The sequence below is a fragment of the Streptomyces sp. bgisy159 genome (assembly GCF_965341775.1).
In the GTDB taxonomy this organism is placed as follows: Bacteria; Actinomycetota; Actinomycetes; order Streptomycetales; family Streptomycetaceae; genus Streptomyces.
On record NZ_CBDQZH010000003.1, the window covers coordinates 234,706 to 252,849 of the forward strand.

Below are 18,144 nucleotides of genomic sequence, written 5' to 3' on the forward strand. Positions count from 1 at the left end.
TGCCCGTACGGCCGTCCCCGACGGCAGGAACGGAACCGCCCATCCCCTAGGGTCGTAACCGGGGGACGGACGGTGTGCACGGCAGGCGGTGAGGCGACGGATGGCGCAGCAGGCGTACATGACGGAGACGGACAACGGCGGCTCGGGTCCCGAGCGCCGGAGCGACCGGCTTCGGCGCCTGACGGTCCGTCTGATCGGCCGGCTCACCTCGGGCTGGCGCGGCGACCCGCGGATCTGGCGCCGCGGCCTGGTCGTGGCCGCCCTCGCGGCGGCCCTGTCCCTGGTGCTCCTGCTGCACGCGCGGATCCCCAACCGCTACGGCAACCTGGGCAGTCTCACCGAGACGTTCCTGCCCTGGCTGGGCCTGCTCGTCCCGGTGTTCCTGCTGTGCGCGCTGCTGCGCCGGTCCGCGACCGCGCTGATCGCGACGGCCCTCCCGGCGGCGGTCTGGCTGAACTCCTTCGGCGGGCTGCTCACCGACAAGACCGGCGCCGACGGCGACCTCACGGTCGCCACGCACAACGTCAACGCCGACAACCCCGACCCGTCCGGCACCGCCCGCGACGTGGCCGCCGCCGGCGCCGACGTGCTCGCCCTGGAGGAACTGAAGGCGTCCGCCGTGCCGACGTACCAGAAGGCGCTGGCGACGACCTACCGGTACCACGAGGTGGTCGGCACCGTCGGGCTCTGGAGCAAGTACCCCCTGAGCGAGGTGCGGGCCGTCGACATCAAGCTGGGCTGGAAGCGGGCGATGCGGGCCACGGTGACCACCCCGCAGGGGCCGGTCGCCGTGTTCGTCGCCCACCTGCCGTCGGTACGGGTCAAGGCGGAGGCCGGGTTCACCGCCCGGCAGCGCGACAAGAGCGCCGACGCGCTCGGCGAGGCCATCGCCGCCGACGCGCTGTCGCGCAAGATCCTGCTCGGCGACCTCAACGGCACCATGAACGACCGCGCGCTGAACGCCGTGACCTCGCAGATGCGCTCCACCCAGGGCGCGGTCGGCCACGGGTTCGGCTTCACCTGGCCGGCGTCGTTCCCGATGGCCCGGATCGACCAGATCATGGTCAGCGGGGTGGAGCCGGTCACCTCCTGGACCCTCCCGGAGACGGGCAGCGACCACCTCCCGGTGGCGGCGCGGGTGACCCTCGGCACCGACTGAGCCGCTGTCCGCGCCGCCCCGCGGGCCCTGGCCTACTGGTCGAAGCGCTCCAGATCCCGCAGCCAGGCCCGTGCCGAACCGTCGCTCGGCGCCCGCCAGTCGCCGCGCGGCGAGAGCGAACCGCCCGCCGAGACCTTCGGCCCGTTCGGCATCGCCGAGCGCTTGAACTGCGCGAAGGCGAAGAACCGCCGGCAGAACACCTCCAGCCAGCGCCGGATCTCCGGCAGCTCGTAGGCGACGCGCTCGGCCTCCGGGAAGTTCGGCGGCCAGGCGCCGTCCTTCGCGTCGTGCCAGGCGTGCCAGGCCAGGAAGGCGATCTTCGACGGCCGGAAGCCGTAGCGCAGCACATGGAAGAGCGTGAAGTCGTGCAGCGCGTACGGCCCGATCTTGGACTCGGTGGACTGCATCTCCTCGCCGGGCACCAGCTCCGGGCTGATCTCGGTGTCGAGGATCGCGGCCAGCGTCCGGCCGGCCTCCTCGCCGAACTGGCCGGTACTGATGACCCATCGGATCAGATGCTGGATCAGCGTCTTCGGCACGCCCGAGTTGACGTTGTAGTGGCTCATCTGGTCGCCCACGCCGTACGTGGACCAGCCGAGCGCCAGCTCCGACAGGTCACCGGTGCCGAGCACGATGCCGCCGCGCTGGTTGGCCAGCCGGAACAGGTAGTCGGTGCGCAGCCCGGCCTGCACGTTCTCGAAGGTGACGTCGTACTGCGGCTCGCCGGAGGCGAAGGGGTGCCCCATCTCCTGGAGCATCAGCCGGGCGGTCGGCGTGATGTCCAGCTCGGCCGCGGTGACGCCGAGCGACTCCATCAGCCGGTGGGCGTTGCCCTTGGTGTGGTCGCTGGTGGCGAAGCCGGGCAGGGTGAAGGCCAGGATGTCGCTGCGCGGCCGGCCCGCCCGGTCCATCGCGCGGGCCGCGACGATCAGCGCGTGCGTGGAGTCCAGGCCGCCGGACACCCCGATGACCACCTTCGGGCCGCCGATCGCCGCCAGCCGCTGCTGGAGCCCCTCGACCTGGATGTTGTACGCCTCGTAGCAGTCCAGGGCGAGCCGGTCGGCATCGGCCGGCACGAACGGGAAGCGCTCCACCCGGCGGCGCAGCCCCAGGTCGGTGAACGGCGGGTCCAGCTCGAAGCCGACCGTCCGGAAGTGGCCGGTGCGCGCCTGGTGGGTGCGGCGGTTGTCGTCGAACGTGCCCATGCGCTGCCGCTCCTGCCGCAGCAGGTCCAGGTCGACGTCGGCGACGGCGTACTGGTCGGCGAGCGGGAACCGCTCGGACTCGGCGAGCAGCGCCCCGTTCTCGTAGATCATGGTCTGCCCGTCCCAGGACAGGTCGGTGGTCGACTCGCCGAGGCCGGCCGCCGCGTAGACGTACGCCGCGAGGCAGCGCGAGGACGCCGAACGGCACAGCAGCCTGCGGTCCTCGGCGCGCCCCACCGTGATCGGGCTGCCGGACAGGTTGACCAGCACGGTGGCCCCGGCGAGCGCGGCCTCCGCGCTCGGCGGCACCGGCACCCACATGTCCTCGCACACCTCGGCGTGCAGCACCAGCCCGGGCACGTCCGCCGCCTCGAAGAGGAGGTCCGTGCCGAAGGGCACGTCCCGGCCGCCGACCCGGACGGTGCCGCCGCGCTCGTCGTCGCCCCCGGCGATCTGCCGGCGTTCGTAGAACTCCCGGTAGTTCGGCGGGTACGACTTGGGCACGACACCGAGGACCCGTCCCCGGTGCACGACGACCGCGCAGTTGTAGACCCGGTTGCGGTGGCGCAGCGGAGCACCCACCACCAGCACCGGCAGCAGGTCGGCCGACCCGGCCACCACGCTCGCCAGGGCCGCCTCGACCTCGTCGAGGAGCGCGTCCTGGAGCAGCAGGTCCTCGATCGAGTAGCCGCACAGCACCATCTCGGGGAAGACGGCGACCGCGACCCCCTCCTCGGCGCACCGGCGCGCCTGCCGCAGGACCGCTTCGGCGTTGGCGGGCGGGTCGGCGATGACGGTGTGGCCCGTGCAGGCGGCGACGCGCGCGAAGCCGTGCTGATAGATCGACCAGAAGTTCAAGGGAGGCACCCGGCCAGTGTAATCGTCAGAGCGACGCGATGGGGTGGTGCGGGGGTGCGGAACACTCCCGCACGGCGAAGGGGCGCGGGGTGTGGGCCACCCCGCGCCCCCTGAGGTGCCGTCGCCGGCGGTCACTCAGCGGCGCCGGTACGACTCCACGTAGCCCCTGGCGGGCGAGCCCACCCCGGTCACGGCGTCGTAGCCCTTCACCGCGGACAGCGAGCTGTCCTTGCCGAGGCTGCGCACGGAGGTGACCAGGCCGTCGGCCGCGTCGAAGCCGTTGGCGTAGTCGACGCGGGCGACCGCCAGGCCGGAGCCGGTCGGGTCGTCCGTCACGTCGTGGTAGACGCGGGTGCCGGCCTTGGCGTAGATCGCCGGGTTGGCGAAGCCGATGGGCTTGCCGCCGCGGGCCTCGGTGGCCAGCGCCTGCACGGCCGCGATCACCGGCGCGGCGAGCGAGGTGCCGCCGATGCGGTACTCGCTGTAGCGCTGGGACCCGTCCGGGAAGGTCTGCGTCTGGCCCACCCGGAAGCCGGTGTTCGGGTCGGCGATGGCCGCGATGTCCGGCACGACCCGGTTGCCCGCGGCGTGGTGGGCGGTGGCCAGCGCCTGCGGGACGACGCCCTTCTGGTAGTACGGCTGCGGGACCGTCCGGCTGGTGCCGCCGCCCGCGCCCGAGGTGAACGCGCCGGGGAACGCCGTCCAGCTCGTGCCGTCGGCCGACAGGGTCGCCTTCTCGGTGCCCCAGCCGGTCTCCCACAGGTACCTGTCGTGCTTGCCGACCGCCAGTGAGGTGCCGCCGACCGCCGTCACCCACGCCGAGTTCGCCGGGGTGTCGACCTGCTTGGTGCCGGTGCTCGCGACCTCGTCGCCGTTGTCCCCGGAGGAGAAGTAGAAGCCGATGCCCTCCACCGCGCCGAACTGGAACACCTGGTCGTAGGCGGCCGCCAGGTCCGGCGTCTGGTTGGCCTCGATGTCGCCCCAGGAGTTGGAGACGACGTCGGCCAGGTGGTTGTCCACGATCTTGCTCAGCGAGTCGAGCAGATCGTCGTCGTAGCAGGACGCGGCCCCGACGTACACGACGTCCGCGGCCGGGGCGACGGCGTGCACGGCCTCCACGTCGAGGGTCTCCTCGCCGTACCAGCCGGCCGCCGAGCACTCCTCGGTCCTGGTGTACTCGCCGGGCAGCACCTGGGTGAGCTGTCCGGTGCGCCACCTGGCGTCGCCGTGCTTCCTCGCGTAGCTGCCCGCGTCGAAGGCGATCGTCGGGGAGGCGTAGGCGTCCGTGATGGCGACCCGCACCCCGCGCCCGGTGCGCCGGCCCGCGCCGTAGGCGGCGCGCAGCTGCCTGCCGGTGTAGCCCCGGACGGCGTAGGGGACCTTGGTGCCGTAGGCGTCGGGCAGGGTGGTCGCGGTCTTCGAGCCGTAGTACGAGGAGAACGGCCCGGCGTTGCGGAACACCTGGTCCGGCGGGGGCAGCTGGTCCTTGGCCCGGGCCCGGTGCGGGGCGTTGTCCAGGCCGGTGACGGTGAGCACGGCCCCGGCCAGGCCGGCGGGCACCGTCGCGGTCCGCTCGGGCGCGCGGTAGGTCCGCCCGTCCTTGCGGTACTCGTGCAGCTGGGTGCCGAACGCCCGCTCGGCGGCGGCGACATCACCGGTGACGGAGACGTAGTGCCGGCTGACGCCGGTGACCCGCAGGCCGGCCGAGGTCAGCCAGGACTTCACGGCCGCCACCTGGCCGTCGGTCGCGCCGAAGCGGTTCTGCGCCTGCGCCGCGCTCAGATACCTGCCGTACGACGGGGAGTGCGGGTCGGACACGGCCCGGGCGTAGGCGGCGAGGCCGGCGGCGTCCCGGCCGGCGAGGTAGACGCGGGCGGAGAACGCGGCGCCGTCGGCGGTGGCACCGCGGTCGGCGGCGGCCGTGGCCCACGCCGGCCGGGTCCCGGCGAGCGTCTGCCGGGCCGGGTGGTCCGCGGCGTGCGCCGCGGGTATGCCGAGCGCGAGCGCACCGGCGAGCATCGGCAGTGTCGCCGCCATGCTCACACCGGCGCGCAGCACGGCACGTTCGGATCTCATGGAGCCCCCTGGAAGTGGTCCGTCGCGAGCGGTCGACTCGCCCCGCCACTCTTTCGATGAACCGTTCATGCCAGGGGAATGCGAAGATCAAAGAGAGCCCAAGTAACCTAATGCCGGGGTCATTTGGCAAAAGCGAGCCCACGGCCCAGGTGCCGGGCGGGCGCTAAGGACGCGGCTTCGCCCCCCCGCTTCGCGAGCATGTCCGCCATGAGCCTGATCTCCGACCGCTGCGCGGCGACCATGCCCCGCGCCAGCCGCTTCTCCACGCCCACCTCGCACTTGGCGGCACAGCCCTCGGCCATGTGGACGCCGCCCTCGTGATGGTCCGTCATCAACTGCAGGAACAGGATCTCCGCCTGCCTGCCGTCGAGTTCGCCGAGCTTCGCCATCTCGGCGCCGGTGGCCATGCCCGGCATCAGCGCGCCGTCCTCGGCGGGCAGTTCGCGCATCCCCATCCACGCCATCGGCGCGGCCGGCGACGTCTTCGGCAGCTCCCACAGGTCGAGCCAGCCGAGCATCATGCCGCGCTGGTTGGCCTGGGTCTGCGCGATGTCGTAGGCCAGGCGCCGCACCTCGGGGTCGTCGGTGCGGTCGCGCACGATGTACGCCATCTCGACGGCCTGCTGGTGGTGGACCGCCATGTCCCGGGCGAACCCGGCGTCCGCCGAGTCGGCGGTCGGCACCGAGGCGGCCGGCCCGCCGTCCTCGGCGACCGCGTAGGTGATGGCGCCGGCCGCGACCAGGGCGGCTGCCGCGGCCCCCGCGATCCACGCGACGTGCTTCCTCACTTCATCGCCCCGCCCGTGCACGAGGCGCCCGGTTCGGGGGTCTGCGCACCCTGGACGTACTTCTGCAGGAACGCGTCGACGTGCGGATCGCCCGCACCGGTCACCGAGCGCTGCACCCCCCACGCCGTCAGCATGATCGGGTCCTTCTGCCGGTCGTCCGGGCTCATGAACGTGTACGGCGTCCTCTTCACCTTCGCCGCCAGCGCCGCCACGTCCGCCTCGGACGCCTCGGACGCCTCTTCGGTGTACGTCACCCACACCGCGCCGTGCTCCAGCGCGTGCACCGCGTTCTCGTTGCGCACGGGCTCGGTGTAGACCTGGGCGTCGCAGTTCAGCCAGACCGGGTGGTGGTCGCCGCCCACCGGGGGCTCGACCGGGTAGTCCACCGACCTCGTGACGTGGTTGCGGGACGGCTCGCCCTTCCAGGTGTGCACGCCGTCGGCGTCCGCGGGGAAGTCGCCCGAGCTCTTGGCGTCCGCCGTGTCCTTGGGCGTGTTCTTGGCCGTGTCCTCGGCCGTGTCCTTGACCGAGGCGCCGCCGCCGTCGTCGGACTGCGAGCGCACCAGGAAGACACCACCGGCGGCGAGTCCGGCGACCACCACCGCGCTCACCGCGACGGTCAGGATGCGGGTCCGCCGCGCGCGAGCCTGCTCGGCACGGCGCATCTCGGCTATGCGCGCCGTGCGCGCCGCGTTGCCGGTCTTGTCGGCGGGACCCATGGGCCAGTCCTTCTGGGGGTGGGGACGCTCGGGAAAGCGACGAGGCGGTGGGGGCCGGTCGGGGCGGTGGGGCGACCGGGATGTCGGGGAGGGTGGGACAGCCGGGGACAGCGGGGGACAGCGGGGGAACGGCGGGGACTGCGGGGACTGCGGGGACGTTCGAGTCCGCTGATCCTAAGGGGAAGCGCTCTCCGCCGTGGCGGCCCGTGGGTGAAACGATTTTTTGAACCGGGGATGCGCATTATCTACGCTGCTTCCCATGCGGCTGTTGCGCTCCACCGACCTGGCCCTGCGGATCCTCATGCGGCTCGCCGTCGAGGCCGCGGCCACCCCTGCCACCCGCGAGGTCGCCGCCGACATGGGCGTTCCCTACACCCACGCCGCCAAGGTCGTCGCCGAGCTGCGGCACATGGGACTGGTCGACGCCCGCCGGGGCCGCGGCGGCGGGCTCGCCATCAGCGCGGCCGGCCGCACCGTCTCGGTGGGGGCCGTGGTGCGCGCCTTCGAGGGCGACACCGAGGTCGTCGAGTGCGAGGGCGACACCCCCTGCCCGCTCAACGCAGACTGCCGGCTGCGCGGGGCACTGCGACGGGCCCAGGAGGCGTTCTACGCCTCGCTGGACCCGTTGACGATCACCGACGTCACCGCCGGCTCCACCGGCCCGCTGCTGCTGCGGATCGGCCGGCGGCCGGACTGAGCCTCAGCCCTCCTGGCCCAGCCACAGGTCCGGCCCGAACACCTCGTAGTGGATGTCCGCCGGGGCCACTCCCTTGGCGATCAGCTGGGAGCGCACCATCCGCATGAAGGGCAGCGGTCCGCACAGGTACGCGCGCGTGCCGGGCGCGACCGGGACGTCGGCCAGGTCGACCAGACCGGAACCGTTGTCGAGGGGCGCGTCCTCCTCGTACCAGAGGTGGACGTCCGCCTCCGGGAGCTTCGCCGCGTACGCCAGGTGCTCGGCGCGCAGCGCGTGGGCGGCGGGGGAGCGGTCGCCGTGCACCACGGTGACCGGGGCGCGGTGGCCGCGGTCGGCGAGCTGGGCCAGCATCGCCACCATGGGCGTCACGCCGATGCCCGCCGAGGCCAGCAGCAGCGGCGTGTCCTCGGTGCCGTCGAGCACCAGGTCGCCGTACGGGTCCGAGAGCTGCACCACGTCGCCCACCTGGATGCGCGCGTGCAGGTGGTTGGAGACCTCGCCCTCCGGCGTCGTCCCGCCCGCGACCCGCTTGACGCTGATCTGCCGCACGGACGAGCCGGGCGCGCCGCTCAGGGTGTACTGGCGGATCTGCCGGGCACCGTCCGGCAGCCGGACGCCCACCGAGACGTACTGGCCGGCGCGGAAGTCGCGCACCGGGCCGCCGTCCACCGGGCGCATTCGGAAGGTGGCCACGTCGTCGGTCTCGGCGACCCGCTCCACTACCTCCCACTCGCGCCACTCGAAGCCGCCGTTCTCCTCGTACAGCCGCTTCTCCAGCGCGATCAGCGCGTTCGCCATCAGCCAGTAGACCTCGTCCCAGGCTGCGGCGACCTCCGGGGTGACCGCCTCGCCGAGGACCTCGACGATGGCGGCGAAGAGGTGCTCGTGGACGATCGGGTACTGCTCGGCGGTGACGCCCAGTGAGGCGTGCTTGTGCGCGATGCGGCCGAGCATCGCGTCCGGGCGCTCGTCCGGGTGGTCCACCAGGTACGTGGCGAAGGCGGCGATGGAGCCCGCGAGGGCCTGCTTCTGGGTGCCGGCGGCCTGGTTGCCCCGGTTGAACAGGTCCCGGAGCAGCTCGGGGTGGGCGGCGAACATGCGCGGGTAGAAGCGCTCGGTGATCTCGCCTATGGCCGCGCCGACGACGGGGAGGGTGGCACGCACGGTGGCAGCGGACTGCTCGGACAGCATCAGGGCTCCTTGGGAATCGACCGTCTGTCGGCATCCATTAAAACTTGCATTCGGGATGCCAATTAACCTTGGGCGGTTTTGGGGCCGGTCGGCCGCGGTCCTGGGGCCGAACGGACCAGTGGCCGGGACCGGACGGACCCGGGCGGCGCCCCGGCGGACCGGGGCCGGGGTGCGAACGAGCGGGGCCGGGCATTACGGATGTCGGTCCGAGCAGGCAAGATGGGCGGCAGAGCGGTACACCTGCCGGCCGCGGGCGTTCATCCCGGGGCCGGCCGGCCGATCAAGGTCGGCAACGCGGACGAAACGCTGTTGTGGTGGGATGCTCAGGTGCCCGACCGCCTCTCGACCGGCACCGGAGACAGGCGGCCTGACCAGCAAGGATGGGGAAGCGGAAGATGGACAAGCAGCAGGAGTTCGTGCTCCGGACGTTGGAGGAGCGCGACATCCGGTTCGTACGCCTGTGGTTCACGGACGTGCTGGGCTTCCTCAAGTCCGTCGCCGTGGCCCCGGCCGAGCTGGAGCAGGCCTTCGACGAGGGCATCGGATTCGACGGCTCCGCGATCGAGGGCTTCGCCCGGGTCTACGAGTCCGACATGATCGCCAAGCCGGACCCGTCCACCTTCCAGATCCTGCCCTGGCGCGCCGAGGCCCCCGGCACCGCCCGCATGTTCTGCGACATCCTCATGCCGGACGGCTCCCCGTCCTTCGCCGACCCGCGCTACGTCCTCAAGCGCGCCCTGGCCCGCACCTCCGACCTCGGCTTCACCTTCTACACCCACCCCGAGATCGAGTTCTTCCTGCTGAAGGACCGCCCGCTGGACGGCTCGCGCCCCACCCCGGCCGACAACTCCGGCTACTTCGACCACACCCCGCAGAACATCGGCATGGACTTCCGCCGCCAGGCGATCACCATGCTGGAGTCGATGGGCATCTCGGTCGAGTTCTCCCACCACGAGGGCGCCCCCGGCCAGCAGGAGATCGACCTGCGCTACGCCGACGCCCTCTCCACGGCCGACAACGTCATGACGTTCCGCCTGGTCATGAAGCAGGTGGCGCTGGAGCAGGGCGTCCAGGCGACCTTCATGCCGAAGCCGTTCTCCGAGCACCCCGGCAGCGGCATGCACACCCACCTGTCCCTCTTCGAGGGCGACCGCAACGCGTTCTACGAGTCCGGCGCCGAGTACCAGCTCTCCAAGGTCGGCCGCTCCTTCATCGCGGGCCTGCTCAAGCACGCCGCGGAGATCTCGGCGGTCACCAACCAGTGGGTGAACAGCTACAAGCGCATCTGGGGCGGCACCGAGCGCACCGCCGGCGCCGGCGGTGAGGCCCCCTCGTACATCTGCTGGGGCCACAACAACCGCTCCGCGCTGGTCCGCGTCCCGATGTACAAGCCCGGCAAGACCGGCTCGGCCCGTGTCGAGGTCCGCTCCATCGACTCCGGCGCCAACCCCTACCTCACCTACGCCGTCCTCCTGGCCGCCGGCCTCAAGGGCATCGAGGAGGGCTACGAGCTTCCCCCGGGCGCCGAGGACGACGTCTGGGCCCTCTCCGACGCCGAACGCCGCGCGTTGGGCATCGAGCCGCTGCCCCAGAACCTCGGCGAGGCCCTGACCCTCATGGAACGCAGCGACCTCGTCGCCGAGACCCTCGGCGAGCACGTCTTCGACTTCTTCCTGCGCAACAAGCGCCAGGAGTGGGAGGAGTACCGCAGCGAGGTCACCGCGTTCGAGCTGCGGAAGAGCCTGCCGGTTCTCTAGGAGCGCCGCCGGTGAAGGCGCCCGTGTCCGAGGCGCCTTCATACGCACACTATTTCGTAATAACTGCCCGATTCGTCTTGACGTTCCTCCACACCATGACAAGCGTGGCCAGGAGACGCGACAGTCCGGCGAGACGTTCTGCCGCACAGCCGAGAGCGGAATCGGAGGCTGAGCGCATGACCAGCAGACTGAGGGCGAAGCGGATCGGGGCGGCCGTCGGCGCCGCTGCCGCCGTGTGCGCACTGAGCCTGGGCGGCGCGAGCGTCGCGGACGCGAAGATCCAGCCGGTGGACACCTCGTGCACCAACGGAGGCGGCCACGAGCCGGGCGGTCAGCAGCCGACCTGCACGGGCAACGGGCTCACCCAGAACAGCGAGAACCAGAACCCCGCGGGCCACGCCCCGCCAGGACAGAACCGCTGACCCACTCCACCACGCAACACCTACCGGGCGGCCCGAGCGGGCCGCCCCTCCTCGTCCGCGGGCCCCCTCGGCGCCACCGAGAACTCCCCGGAGCCTCCCGCGGACTCTGCGGCTAGGCTCGACTCCGTACGACCTTGATCCGAGGGGAGCCCGCAGATGACGGTGCCGGGGCGCAGGAGCAGTACCTTCACACGGCTGCTGCGGCACGGCTTCACCGACCCCTCCGCCGCGGAGCGTCTCCTCGACAGCGTCGAGCTGGCCCCGGTGCGCGACGACCCGGTCCTGCTCGACGCGCTCGGCGCGACCGCCGACCCGGACCTCGCCCTGCACGGCCTGGTACGGCTGCTGGAGGCGCAGCCCGGACCCACCGCCCGCCGTGAGCTGCTGGACACCCTGACGTCGGCCAAGCCGCTGCGCGACCGGCTGCTCGGCGTGCTCGGCGCCTCCGCCGCCCTCGCCGACCACCTCGCCCGGCACCCCCGCGACTGGCACGCCCTCGTCCAGTACGAGCCGAGCGACCTGCACCCCGGCGTGGAAGAGTTCGAGGCCGGTCTCGCCGAGGCCGGCGATCCGGTCGGCCTGCGCGTCGCCTACCGGCGCTGCCTGCTGGCCATCGCCGCCCGGGACGTGTGCGGCACCACGGACGTCGCCCAGTGCGCGGCCGAGCTGGCCGACCTCGCCACGGCCACCCTGCGCGCCGCCCTGGCCCTCGCCCGGGCCGCCGCACCCGACGACGCCGCGCTGTGCCGGCTCTCGGTGATCGCGATGGGCAAGTGCGGCGGCCATGAGCTGAACTACGTCTCGGACGTCGACGTCATCTTCGTCGGCGAGCCGGCCGAGGGCGCCGACGAGGGCAAGGCGCTGCGCGCCGCGACCAAGCTCGCCTCCCACATGATGCGGATCTGCTCCGAGACGACCGTGGAGGGCTCCATCTGGCCGGTGGACGCCAACCTGCGGCCCGAGGGCCGGAACGGCCCGCTGGTGCGCACCCTCAGCAGCCACCTCGCCTACTACCAGCGCTGGGCCAAGACCTGGGAGTTCCAGGCGCTGCTGAAGGCCCGCCCGGTGGCCGGCGACCCGGCGCTCGGCGAGGAGTACATCGCCGCCCTGGAACCCCTGGTGTGGCAGGCGGCCGAGCGCGAGAACTTCGTCACCGACGTGCAGAAGATGCGCCGCCGGGTCGTCGAGAACATCCCCGTCGCCGAGGTCGACCGCGAGCTGAAGCTCGGCCCCGGCGGACTGCGCGACGTCGAGTTCGCCGTCCAGCTGCTGCAGCTGGTGCACGGCCGCACCGACCCCTCGCTGCGCAGCGGCACCACCCTGAACGCGCTGAAGGCCCTCGCCGCCGGCGGCTACGTCGGCCGCGACGACGCCGCCCGGCTCGACGAGGCGTACCGCTTCCTGCGCTCCATGGAGCACCGCATCCAGCTCTACCGGCTGCGCCGCACCCACCTCGTCCCCGAGGACGAGACCGACCAGCGGCGTCTCGGCCGCTCCCTCGGCCTGCGCGCCGACCCGGTCGCGGACCTCAACCGCGAGTGGAAGCGGCACGCCGCCGTCGTACGCCGGCTGCACGAGAAGCTGTTCTACCGGCCGCTGCTCGACGCCGTCGCCCAGCTCGCCCCCGGCGAGGCCCGGCTGCGGCCCGAGGCGGCCCGCGAACGACTCGTCGCCCTCGGCTACGCCGACCCCGCCGCCGCCCTGCGCCACCTGGAGGCGCTCGCCTCCGGAGTCACCCGCAAGGCCGCCATCCAGCGCACGCTCCTGCCCGTCCTGCTGGGCTGGTTCGCCGACTCCGCGGACCCCGACGCCGGGCTGCTCAACTTCCGCAAGGTGTCGGACGCGCTGGGCAAGACCCCGTGGTACCTGCGGCTGCTGCGGGACGAGGGGGCCGCCGCCGAGAACCTGGCCCGGGTGCTGTCGGCCGGCCGCCTCGCCCCCGACCTGCTGATGCGCGCCCCGGAGGCGGTGGCCCTGCTCGGCGACGGCGACGGCGGAACCGAGGGCGGCGGCCTCCAGCCGCGCGGGCGCGCGCACCTGGAGCAGGAGATGCTCGCCGGCGTCGGCCGCGCCGGCACCGCCGAACAGGCCGTCACCGCGGTACGCGGGGTGCGCCGCCGGGAGCTGTTCCGCACGGCCGCCGGGGACATCGTCAGCTCCTACGGCACCGAGGCCCGCCCCGCCGAGCCCGACCAGGGAGCCCTGGTCGACCGGGTCGGCGCCGCCGTCTCCGACCTCACCGCGGCCACCTTGGCGGGCACCCTGCGGGCAGTGGTCAGGGACGGCTGGGGGGAGACCCTGCCCACCCGGTTCGCGGTCATCGGCATGGGACGCTTCGGCGGCCACGAACTGGGCTACGGCTCCGACGCCGACGTCCTGTTCGTCCACGAGCCGCGCGACGGCGTGGACGAGCGGGAGGCCGCCCAGGCCGCGAACCGGGTCGTCGCCGAGATGCGCCGGCTGCTGCAGATCCCCAGCGCCGACCCGCCCCTGCTGATCGACGCCGACCTGCGCCCCGAGGGCAAGTCGGGCCCGATGGTGCGGACCCTGAAGTCGTACGGGGCCTACTACCACCGCTGGTCGCTGGTCTGGGAGTCGCAGGCGCTGCTGCGGGCCGAACCGGTCGCCGGCGACGAGGAGCTGGGCCGCCGCTTCGTCGAGCTGATCGACCCGCTGCGCTACCCGGAGCGGGGGCTCGGCGACGAGGCCGTGCGCGAGATCCGGCGGCTCAAGGCCCGCATGGAGGCCGAGCGGATGCCGCGTGGCGCCGACCCCAAGCTGCACACCAAGCTGGGGCCGGGCGGGCTGTCCGACGTCGAGTGGACCGTGCAGTTGCTGCAGCTGCGGCACGGCTGGGCCGAGCCCGGGCTGCGCACCACCCGCACCCGGGACGCCCTCGCGGCGGCGCGAGCGGCCGGCCTCATCGACGCCGAGAGCGCGGAGATCCTCGACGAGGCGTGGGTGCTGGCGACACGGGTGCGCAACGCGGTGATGCTGGTGCGCGGGCGGGCCGGCGACACGTTCCCCTCCGAGAGCCGGGAGCTCGCCGCCGTGGGCCGGTACCTGGGCTACGGGCCCGGGCACGTGGGGGAGCTGCTCGACGCGTACCGCCGTACGGCGCGGCGGGCGCGGGGGGTCGTGGACGAACTGTTCTACGGCGCGTGACGGCTCTGCGCCCCGCGGCGGCCGGCGGTGCCGGTGGGGTCGGGGCCGAGGCGGGTGGCCGGCGGGCGGGAGTGCCGTAGGTGTGTCCAGGCACCGGGCAGAGAGGTCGCCGGTGTCCAGGCACCGGCCAGAGAGGTCGTCGGCGTCGCTGCCCGCCGGGACCGGACCGCGTGCCCGTGGCGTCTCCAGGGGCGCGGTCCGGAGGGACGGCCAGGCCACCGCCGTCGCCCACCCGCCCCGGCTATGCCTTGGTCGGCAGCAGCCGTCCCTCGGAGCCCCGGGGCGGTAGCACGCGCGGCAGGGCGTACGGCAGGGTGCCGTACCAGAGCCCGGCCACCAGGAAGCCGAAGGCGAGGCAGAGGACGCCGCCCACCGCGTCCAGCCAGAAGTGGTTGGCGGTGGCGACGATGACCACCAGGGTCAGGGCGGGGTAGAGCACGCCGAGCACCCGGACCCACGGCGCGCGGGCCAGCGCGAAGATAGTCAGCCCGCACCACAGCGCCCAGCCGATGTGCATGGACGGCATCGCCGCGTACTGGTTCGACATGTCCTTCAGGTCACCGGAGGCCAGCGAGCCCCAGGTCTGATGGGCCAGCACCGTGTCGACGAAGTGCCCGCCGGGCATCAACCGGGGCGGGGCGAGCGGATACACGTAGTAACCGACCAGGGCCGTGGCGGTGGTCACGAACAGCACCAGCCGGGTCGCCGCGTAGCGGCCGGGGTGACTGCGGAACAGCCACACCAGGACACCGAGCGTCACCACGAAATGCAGGGTCGCGTAGTAGTAGTTCATGACCACGATCAGCCAAGTCACCGAACCCACGGCGTGGTTGACCGACTGCTCGAAGGCCAGGCCGAGTTGGTGCTCCACCCGCCAGATCCAGTCCGCGTTGCGCAGCGCCTCGCCGCGCTGCTCCGGTACCGCGTTGCGCACCAGCGAGTACGTCCAGTAACTCACGGCGATCAGCAGGATCTCGAACCACAGCCGGGGCCGACGGGGGGCGCGAATCCGTCGTGACGGCGCATTCGTCGCTTCGGCCGTGACGCGGGGCGGAACGGCCTCTTCGCGGCCTTCCAGTGACGTCACCGGCAAATCACCCATGAATCCAGAGTCTGCCAGAAAAGCCCTTCTCCTCCGATCATCCTCCGGTCGGGTTGCGCGTGCACGTCCTACCGCGGTCGGATGTGACCGGATCCTCCGCGCGCACGGCGGGGAACCGGCCATCCCTCCGTCTCAGGGACGATGCCGGCCCCCGGGGGCCGACGCCGTCGAACCGCGCACCACCAGCTCCGGCATGAACACGAACTCGCTGTGCGGCGCGGGCGTCCCGCCGATCTCCTCGAGCAGCGTGCGCACCGCGGCCTGCCCCATCGCGGGCACCGGCTTGCGGACCGTGGTCAGCGGCGGGTCGGTGAACGCGATCAGCGGGGAGTCGTCGAAGCCGACCACCGAGACGTCCTGCGGCACCGCGAGCCCCCGCTGCCGGGCCGCTCGTATGGCGCCGAGGGCCATCATGTCGCTGGCGCACACCACGGCCGTGCAGTCGCGGTCGATCAGGGCGGTGGCCGCCGCCTGGCCGCCCTCCAGGGTGTACAGGGAGTGCTGGACCAGCTCCGTCTCGATCGTCTCGGGATCCAGTCCCACCTGGTCCTGCATCGCGCGGACGAACCCCTCGATCTTGCGCTGCACCGGCACGAACCGCTTCGGGCCGAGCGCCAGCCCGATCCGGATGTGGCCGAGCGACGCCAGGTGCGTGACCGCCAGTTGCATCGCCGCGCGGTCGTCGGGGGAGATGAACGGCGCCTGCACCTTGGGGGAGAAGCCGTCGACGAGGACGAACGGCACCCCCTGGCCGCGCAGCTGCTCGTAGCGCTGGGTGTCGGCGGTGGTGTCCGCGTGCAGGCCGGACACGTAGATGATCCCCGAGACGCCCCGGTCGACCAGCATCTCGGTGAGTTCGTCCTCGGTGGAGCCGCCCGGGGTCTGGGTGGCGAGGACGGGCGTGTAGCCCTGGCGGGTCAGCGCCTGGCCGATGACCTGGGCCAGGGCCGGGAATATCGGGTTCTCCAGTTCGGGGGTTATCAGCCCGACCAGACCCGCGCTGCGCTGTCTGAGCCGCACCGGACGCTCGTAGCCGAGCACGTCGAGTGCGGCGAGCACGGACTGGCGGGTGGTGGCGGCGACGCCCGGCTTCCCGTTGAGGACCCGGCTGACGGTCGCTTCGCTCACCCCCGCCTGCGCAGCGATATCGGCAAGCCGTGTGGTCACGGGGTTCGACTGTACCGGCCGGGTCTCGCCTTGCACACCGATCGGACGCCTGGTGCGAAGTGGGGGGCGGCCCGGTGCGGGCTGCTGCGTCATCGCGCTCCCTTGTGAGTGTTGTCGGCGTCTGGGCTCCTGCTCCTGCAAGGGACCTCTGCGGCGATGGTCCCCTCACTGCAAACAGATGGCAAGAGCTTTCAGAGTCTTGCACAACCCGTGCCCGGGGTGCCGCGCAGCGTGAAACCGGGGCGTAACCGGTCCTCATAAAGAGGCATGGCTCGATCTCGGATCGGTCTGGTCGAGGTCACGCCCGAATAACTTCAGAGATCTCTTGCACTTTTTTTCTGCAAGGTCTTTCGCAACGCTTACATCGCTGTTACGTTCACGTCGCCCGACGGCCTCCTCCACGTCCCATGACGCGGGGGCACCCCCAGCGGCGCAGTCGGCGAAGTCGGCAGGGACGGTGGACGACCGCTCCCTGCAGCCAGACGGGCTTTCACCCTCAAGGAGAACTCATGCGGCGTGGCATAGCGGCCACCGCGCTGGTGGCATCCCTCGCCCTCGCGGCGACGGCCTGCGGCGGCGGGGACGACAGCGGCAGCGACTCGAAGAGCGGGCCGGTCACCATCACCTGGTGGGACACCTCGAACGCCACGAACGAGGCGCCGACGTACCAGGCCCTGATCAAGGAATTCGAGGCGGCCAACAAGGACGTCAAGGTCAAGTACGTCAACGTGCCCTTCGACCAGGCGCAGAACAAGTTCGACACCGCCGCCGGCGCCTCCGGCGCCCCGGACGTGCTGCGCTCCGAGGTCGGCTGGACCCCGGCGTTCGCGAAGAAGGGCTACTTCCTGCCGCTGGACGGCACCGAGGCCCTCGCCGAGCAGGACAAGTTCAAGTCCAACCTGCTGGAGCAGGCGAAGTACGAAGGCAAGACCTACGGCGTGCCGCTGGTCACCGACACGCTCGCCCTGGTCTACAACAAGGCCCTCTTCGCGAAGGCCGGCATCACCGAGGCCCCCAAGACGTGGGACGACCTGAAGAAGGCCGCCGCCACCATCAAGGACAAGACCGGCGTCGACGGCTACTGGGGCTCCGCCACCGCCGGCTACTACGCCCAGCCCTTCCTCTACGGCGAGGGCACCGACACGGTCGACGCCGACGCCAAGAAGATCACCGTGAACTCGCCGGCCGCGAAGAAGGCGTACGGCACCTGGCTGAGCCTGTTCGACGGCAAGGGCCTGCACAAGGCCGACACCACCGCCGACGCCTACGCCCACATCCAGGACGCGTTCGTCAACGGCAAGGTCGCCGCGATCATCCAGGGCCCCTGGGAGATCACCAACTTCTACAAGGGCTCGGCCTTCGCGGACAAGGCCAACCTCGGCATCGCCACCGTCCCGGCCGGCTCCACCGGCAAGGCGGGCGCCCCGACCGGCGGCCACAACCTCTCGGTCTACGCCGGCTCCGACAAGGCCCACCAGCAGGCCGCGCTGAAGTTCATCAAGTTCATGACCAGCGCGAAGTCCCAGTCGGCCATCGCGCTGAAGAACTCCACGCTGCCCACCCGTGACGACGCCTACACCGACGAGGTCAAGGCCGACCCGGGCATCGCCGGCTACGGCGCCGTCCTCGCCTCCGCCCAGCCGCGCCCCGCGCTGCCGGAGTACAGCTCCCTGTGGGGCCCGCTGGACACCGAGCTGCCCAAGATCGCCAGTGGCAAGGAGCCCCTGGACAAGGGCCTGAGCAACGCTGAACTCGCCATCACCAAGCTGGTGCCGGACTTCAGCAAGTGAGCCCGTGTGGCCGCCGGATCCCCGTGACCAGGGGGGGAGGGATCCGGC

Annotated in this window: 13 protein-coding genes; 6 read left to right on the forward strand and 7 right to left on the reverse strand. The window is 72.2% G+C overall.

All coding sequences use genetic code 11. The features are described 5' to 3' along the window. Positions 1 to 100: 100 nt before the first annotated feature. Positions 101 to 1,159, forward strand: coding sequence for an endonuclease/exonuclease/phosphatase family protein (locus ACSLTV_RS04995; RefSeq protein ID WP_432135700.1), 1,059 nt, complete (start codon positions 101 to 103; stop codon positions 1,157 to 1,159). Positions 1,160 to 1,191: 32 nt separating this feature from the next. On the opposite strand, the gene ACSLTV_RS05000 is transcribed toward ACSLTV_RS04995, so the two are convergent. The 4 genes from ACSLTV_RS05000 to ACSLTV_RS05015 all read right to left on the reverse strand — a co-directional run bounded on the left by ACSLTV_RS05000 (position 1,192) and on the right by ACSLTV_RS05015 (position 6,805). Further along, on the reverse strand, positions 1,192 to 3,231 hold the full coding sequence (locus ACSLTV_RS05000) for an NAD(+) synthase (protein WP_432135699.1): 2,040 nt from the start codon (positions 3,229 to 3,231) through the stop codon (positions 1,192 to 1,194). A 126-nt stretch (positions 3,232 to 3,357) separates the two neighbouring features. Further along, positions 3,358 to 5,298, reverse strand: coding sequence for a S53 family peptidase (locus tag ACSLTV_RS05005; protein ID WP_435611688.1), 1,941 nt, complete (start codon positions 5,296 to 5,298; stop codon positions 3,358 to 3,360). A 119-nt stretch (positions 5,299 to 5,417) separates the two neighbouring features. After that, complete coding sequence (locus ACSLTV_RS05010) at positions 5,418 to 6,086, reverse strand: DUF305 domain-containing protein (protein WP_435611689.1); 669 nt, start codon at positions 6,084 to 6,086, stop codon at positions 5,418 to 5,420. Further along, positions 6,083 to 6,805 (reverse strand): DUF3105 domain-containing protein, encoded by a 723-nt coding sequence (locus ACSLTV_RS05015; protein ID WP_435611690.1) that lies wholly within the window; start codon positions 6,803 to 6,805, stop codon positions 6,083 to 6,085. Before ACSLTV_RS05015 ends, ACSLTV_RS05010 begins: the two co-directional genes overlap by 4 nt. A 259-nt stretch (positions 6,806 to 7,064) precedes the next feature. On the opposite strand from ACSLTV_RS05015, the gene ACSLTV_RS05020 reads away from it, so the two are divergent. Continuing rightward, entirely contained in the window at positions 7,065 to 7,502 is a 438-nt protein-coding gene (locus ACSLTV_RS05020; protein ID WP_432135695.1) for an RrF2 family transcriptional regulator, read from the forward strand. Positions 7,503 to 7,505: 3 nt separating this feature from the next. On the opposite strand, the gene ACSLTV_RS05025 is transcribed toward ACSLTV_RS05020, so the two are convergent. Then, the gene (locus ACSLTV_RS05025) at positions 7,506 to 8,693 is read right to left on the reverse strand and encodes a globin domain-containing protein (RefSeq protein WP_432135694.1); all 1,188 of its coding nucleotides are present in this window, start codon (positions 8,691 to 8,693) and stop codon (positions 7,506 to 7,508) included. Between the two features lie 395 nt (positions 8,694 to 9,088). Here ACSLTV_RS05025 and glnA point away from each other — a divergent pair, with 395 nt between their 5' ends. The 3 genes from glnA (at position 9,089) to ACSLTV_RS05040 (ending at position 14,037) form a co-directional block, all read left to right on the forward strand. After that, positions 9,089 to 10,450 carry a type I glutamate--ammonia ligase gene (gene glnA / locus ACSLTV_RS05030; RefSeq protein WP_432135693.1) on the forward strand — a complete coding sequence of 454 codons (1,362 nt, stop codon included), beginning with the start codon at positions 9,089 to 9,091 and terminating at the stop codon, positions 10,448 to 10,450. A 176-nt stretch (positions 10,451 to 10,626) separates the two neighbouring features. Continuing rightward, complete coding sequence (locus ACSLTV_RS05035; RefSeq protein WP_435611691.1) at positions 10,627 to 10,872, forward strand: hypothetical protein; 246 nt, start codon at positions 10,627 to 10,629, stop codon at positions 10,870 to 10,872. 156 nt (positions 10,873 to 11,028) lie between these two features. After that, a complete protein-coding gene (locus ACSLTV_RS05040; protein ID WP_432135691.1) occupies positions 11,029 to 14,037 on the forward strand; it encodes a bifunctional [glutamine synthetase] adenylyltransferase/[glutamine synthetase]-adenylyl-L-tyrosine phosphorylase in 3,009 nt (1,002 codons plus the stop codon). A gap of 241 nt (positions 14,038 to 14,278) precedes the next feature. Here the strand turns inward: ACSLTV_RS05040 and ACSLTV_RS05045 are convergent, their stop codons facing one another. Next, positions 14,279 to 15,139, reverse strand: coding sequence for a phosphatase PAP2 family protein (locus ACSLTV_RS05045; protein ID WP_432135690.1), 861 nt, complete (start codon positions 15,137 to 15,139; stop codon positions 14,279 to 14,281). A gap of 132 nt (positions 15,140 to 15,271) precedes the next feature. Continuing rightward, positions 15,272 to 16,306 (reverse strand): LacI family DNA-binding transcriptional regulator, encoded by a 1,035-nt coding sequence (locus ACSLTV_RS05050; RefSeq protein ID WP_432135689.1) that lies wholly within the window; start codon positions 16,304 to 16,306, stop codon positions 15,272 to 15,274. A gap of 509 nt (positions 16,307 to 16,815) precedes the next feature. Here ACSLTV_RS05050 and ACSLTV_RS05055 point away from each other — a divergent pair. Beyond that, positions 16,816 to 18,096 carry an extracellular solute-binding protein gene (locus ACSLTV_RS05055; RefSeq protein WP_432135688.1) on the forward strand — a complete coding sequence of 427 codons (1,281 nt, stop codon included), beginning with the start codon at positions 16,816 to 16,818 and terminating at the stop codon, positions 18,094 to 18,096. The last annotated feature ends 48 nt before the right edge of the window (positions 18,097 to 18,144 follow it).

What these genes read in the sequence shown, in the direction of transcription:
- ACSLTV_RS05025 (WP_432135694.1), bottom strand. Translation starts at nt 8,693, where the DNA reads ATGCTGTCCGAGCAGTCCGCTGCCACCGTGCGTGCCACCCTCCCCGTC.
- ACSLTV_RS04995 (WP_432135700.1), top strand. Translation starts at nt 101, where the DNA reads ATGGCGCAGCAGGCGTACATGACGGAGACGGACAACGGCGGCTCGGGT.
- ACSLTV_RS05015 (WP_435611690.1), bottom strand. Translation starts at nt 6,805, where the DNA reads ATGGGTCCCGCCGACAAGACCGGCAACGCGGCGCGCACGGCGCGCATA.
- ACSLTV_RS05020 (WP_432135695.1), top strand. Translation starts at nt 7,065, where the DNA reads ATGCGGCTGTTGCGCTCCACCGACCTGGCCCTGCGGATCCTCATGCGG.
- glnA (WP_432135693.1), top strand. Translation starts at nt 9,089, where the DNA reads ATGGACAAGCAGCAGGAGTTCGTGCTCCGGACGTTGGAGGAGCGCGAC.
- ACSLTV_RS05055 (WP_432135688.1), top strand. Translation starts at nt 16,816, where the DNA reads ATGCGGCGTGGCATAGCGGCCACCGCGCTGGTGGCATCCCTCGCCCTC.
- ACSLTV_RS05045 (WP_432135690.1), bottom strand. Translation starts at nt 15,139, where the DNA reads ATGGGTGATTTGCCGGTGACGTCACTGGAAGGCCGCGAAGAGGCCGTT.
- ACSLTV_RS05035 (WP_435611691.1), top strand. Translation starts at nt 10,627, where the DNA reads ATGACCAGCAGACTGAGGGCGAAGCGGATCGGGGCGGCCGTCGGCGCC.
- ACSLTV_RS05040 (WP_432135691.1), top strand. Translation starts at nt 11,029, where the DNA reads ATGACGGTGCCGGGGCGCAGGAGCAGTACCTTCACACGGCTGCTGCGG.
- ACSLTV_RS05005 (WP_435611688.1), bottom strand. Translation starts at nt 5,298, where the DNA reads ATGAGATCCGAACGTGCCGTGCTGCGCGCCGGTGTGAGCATGGCGGCG.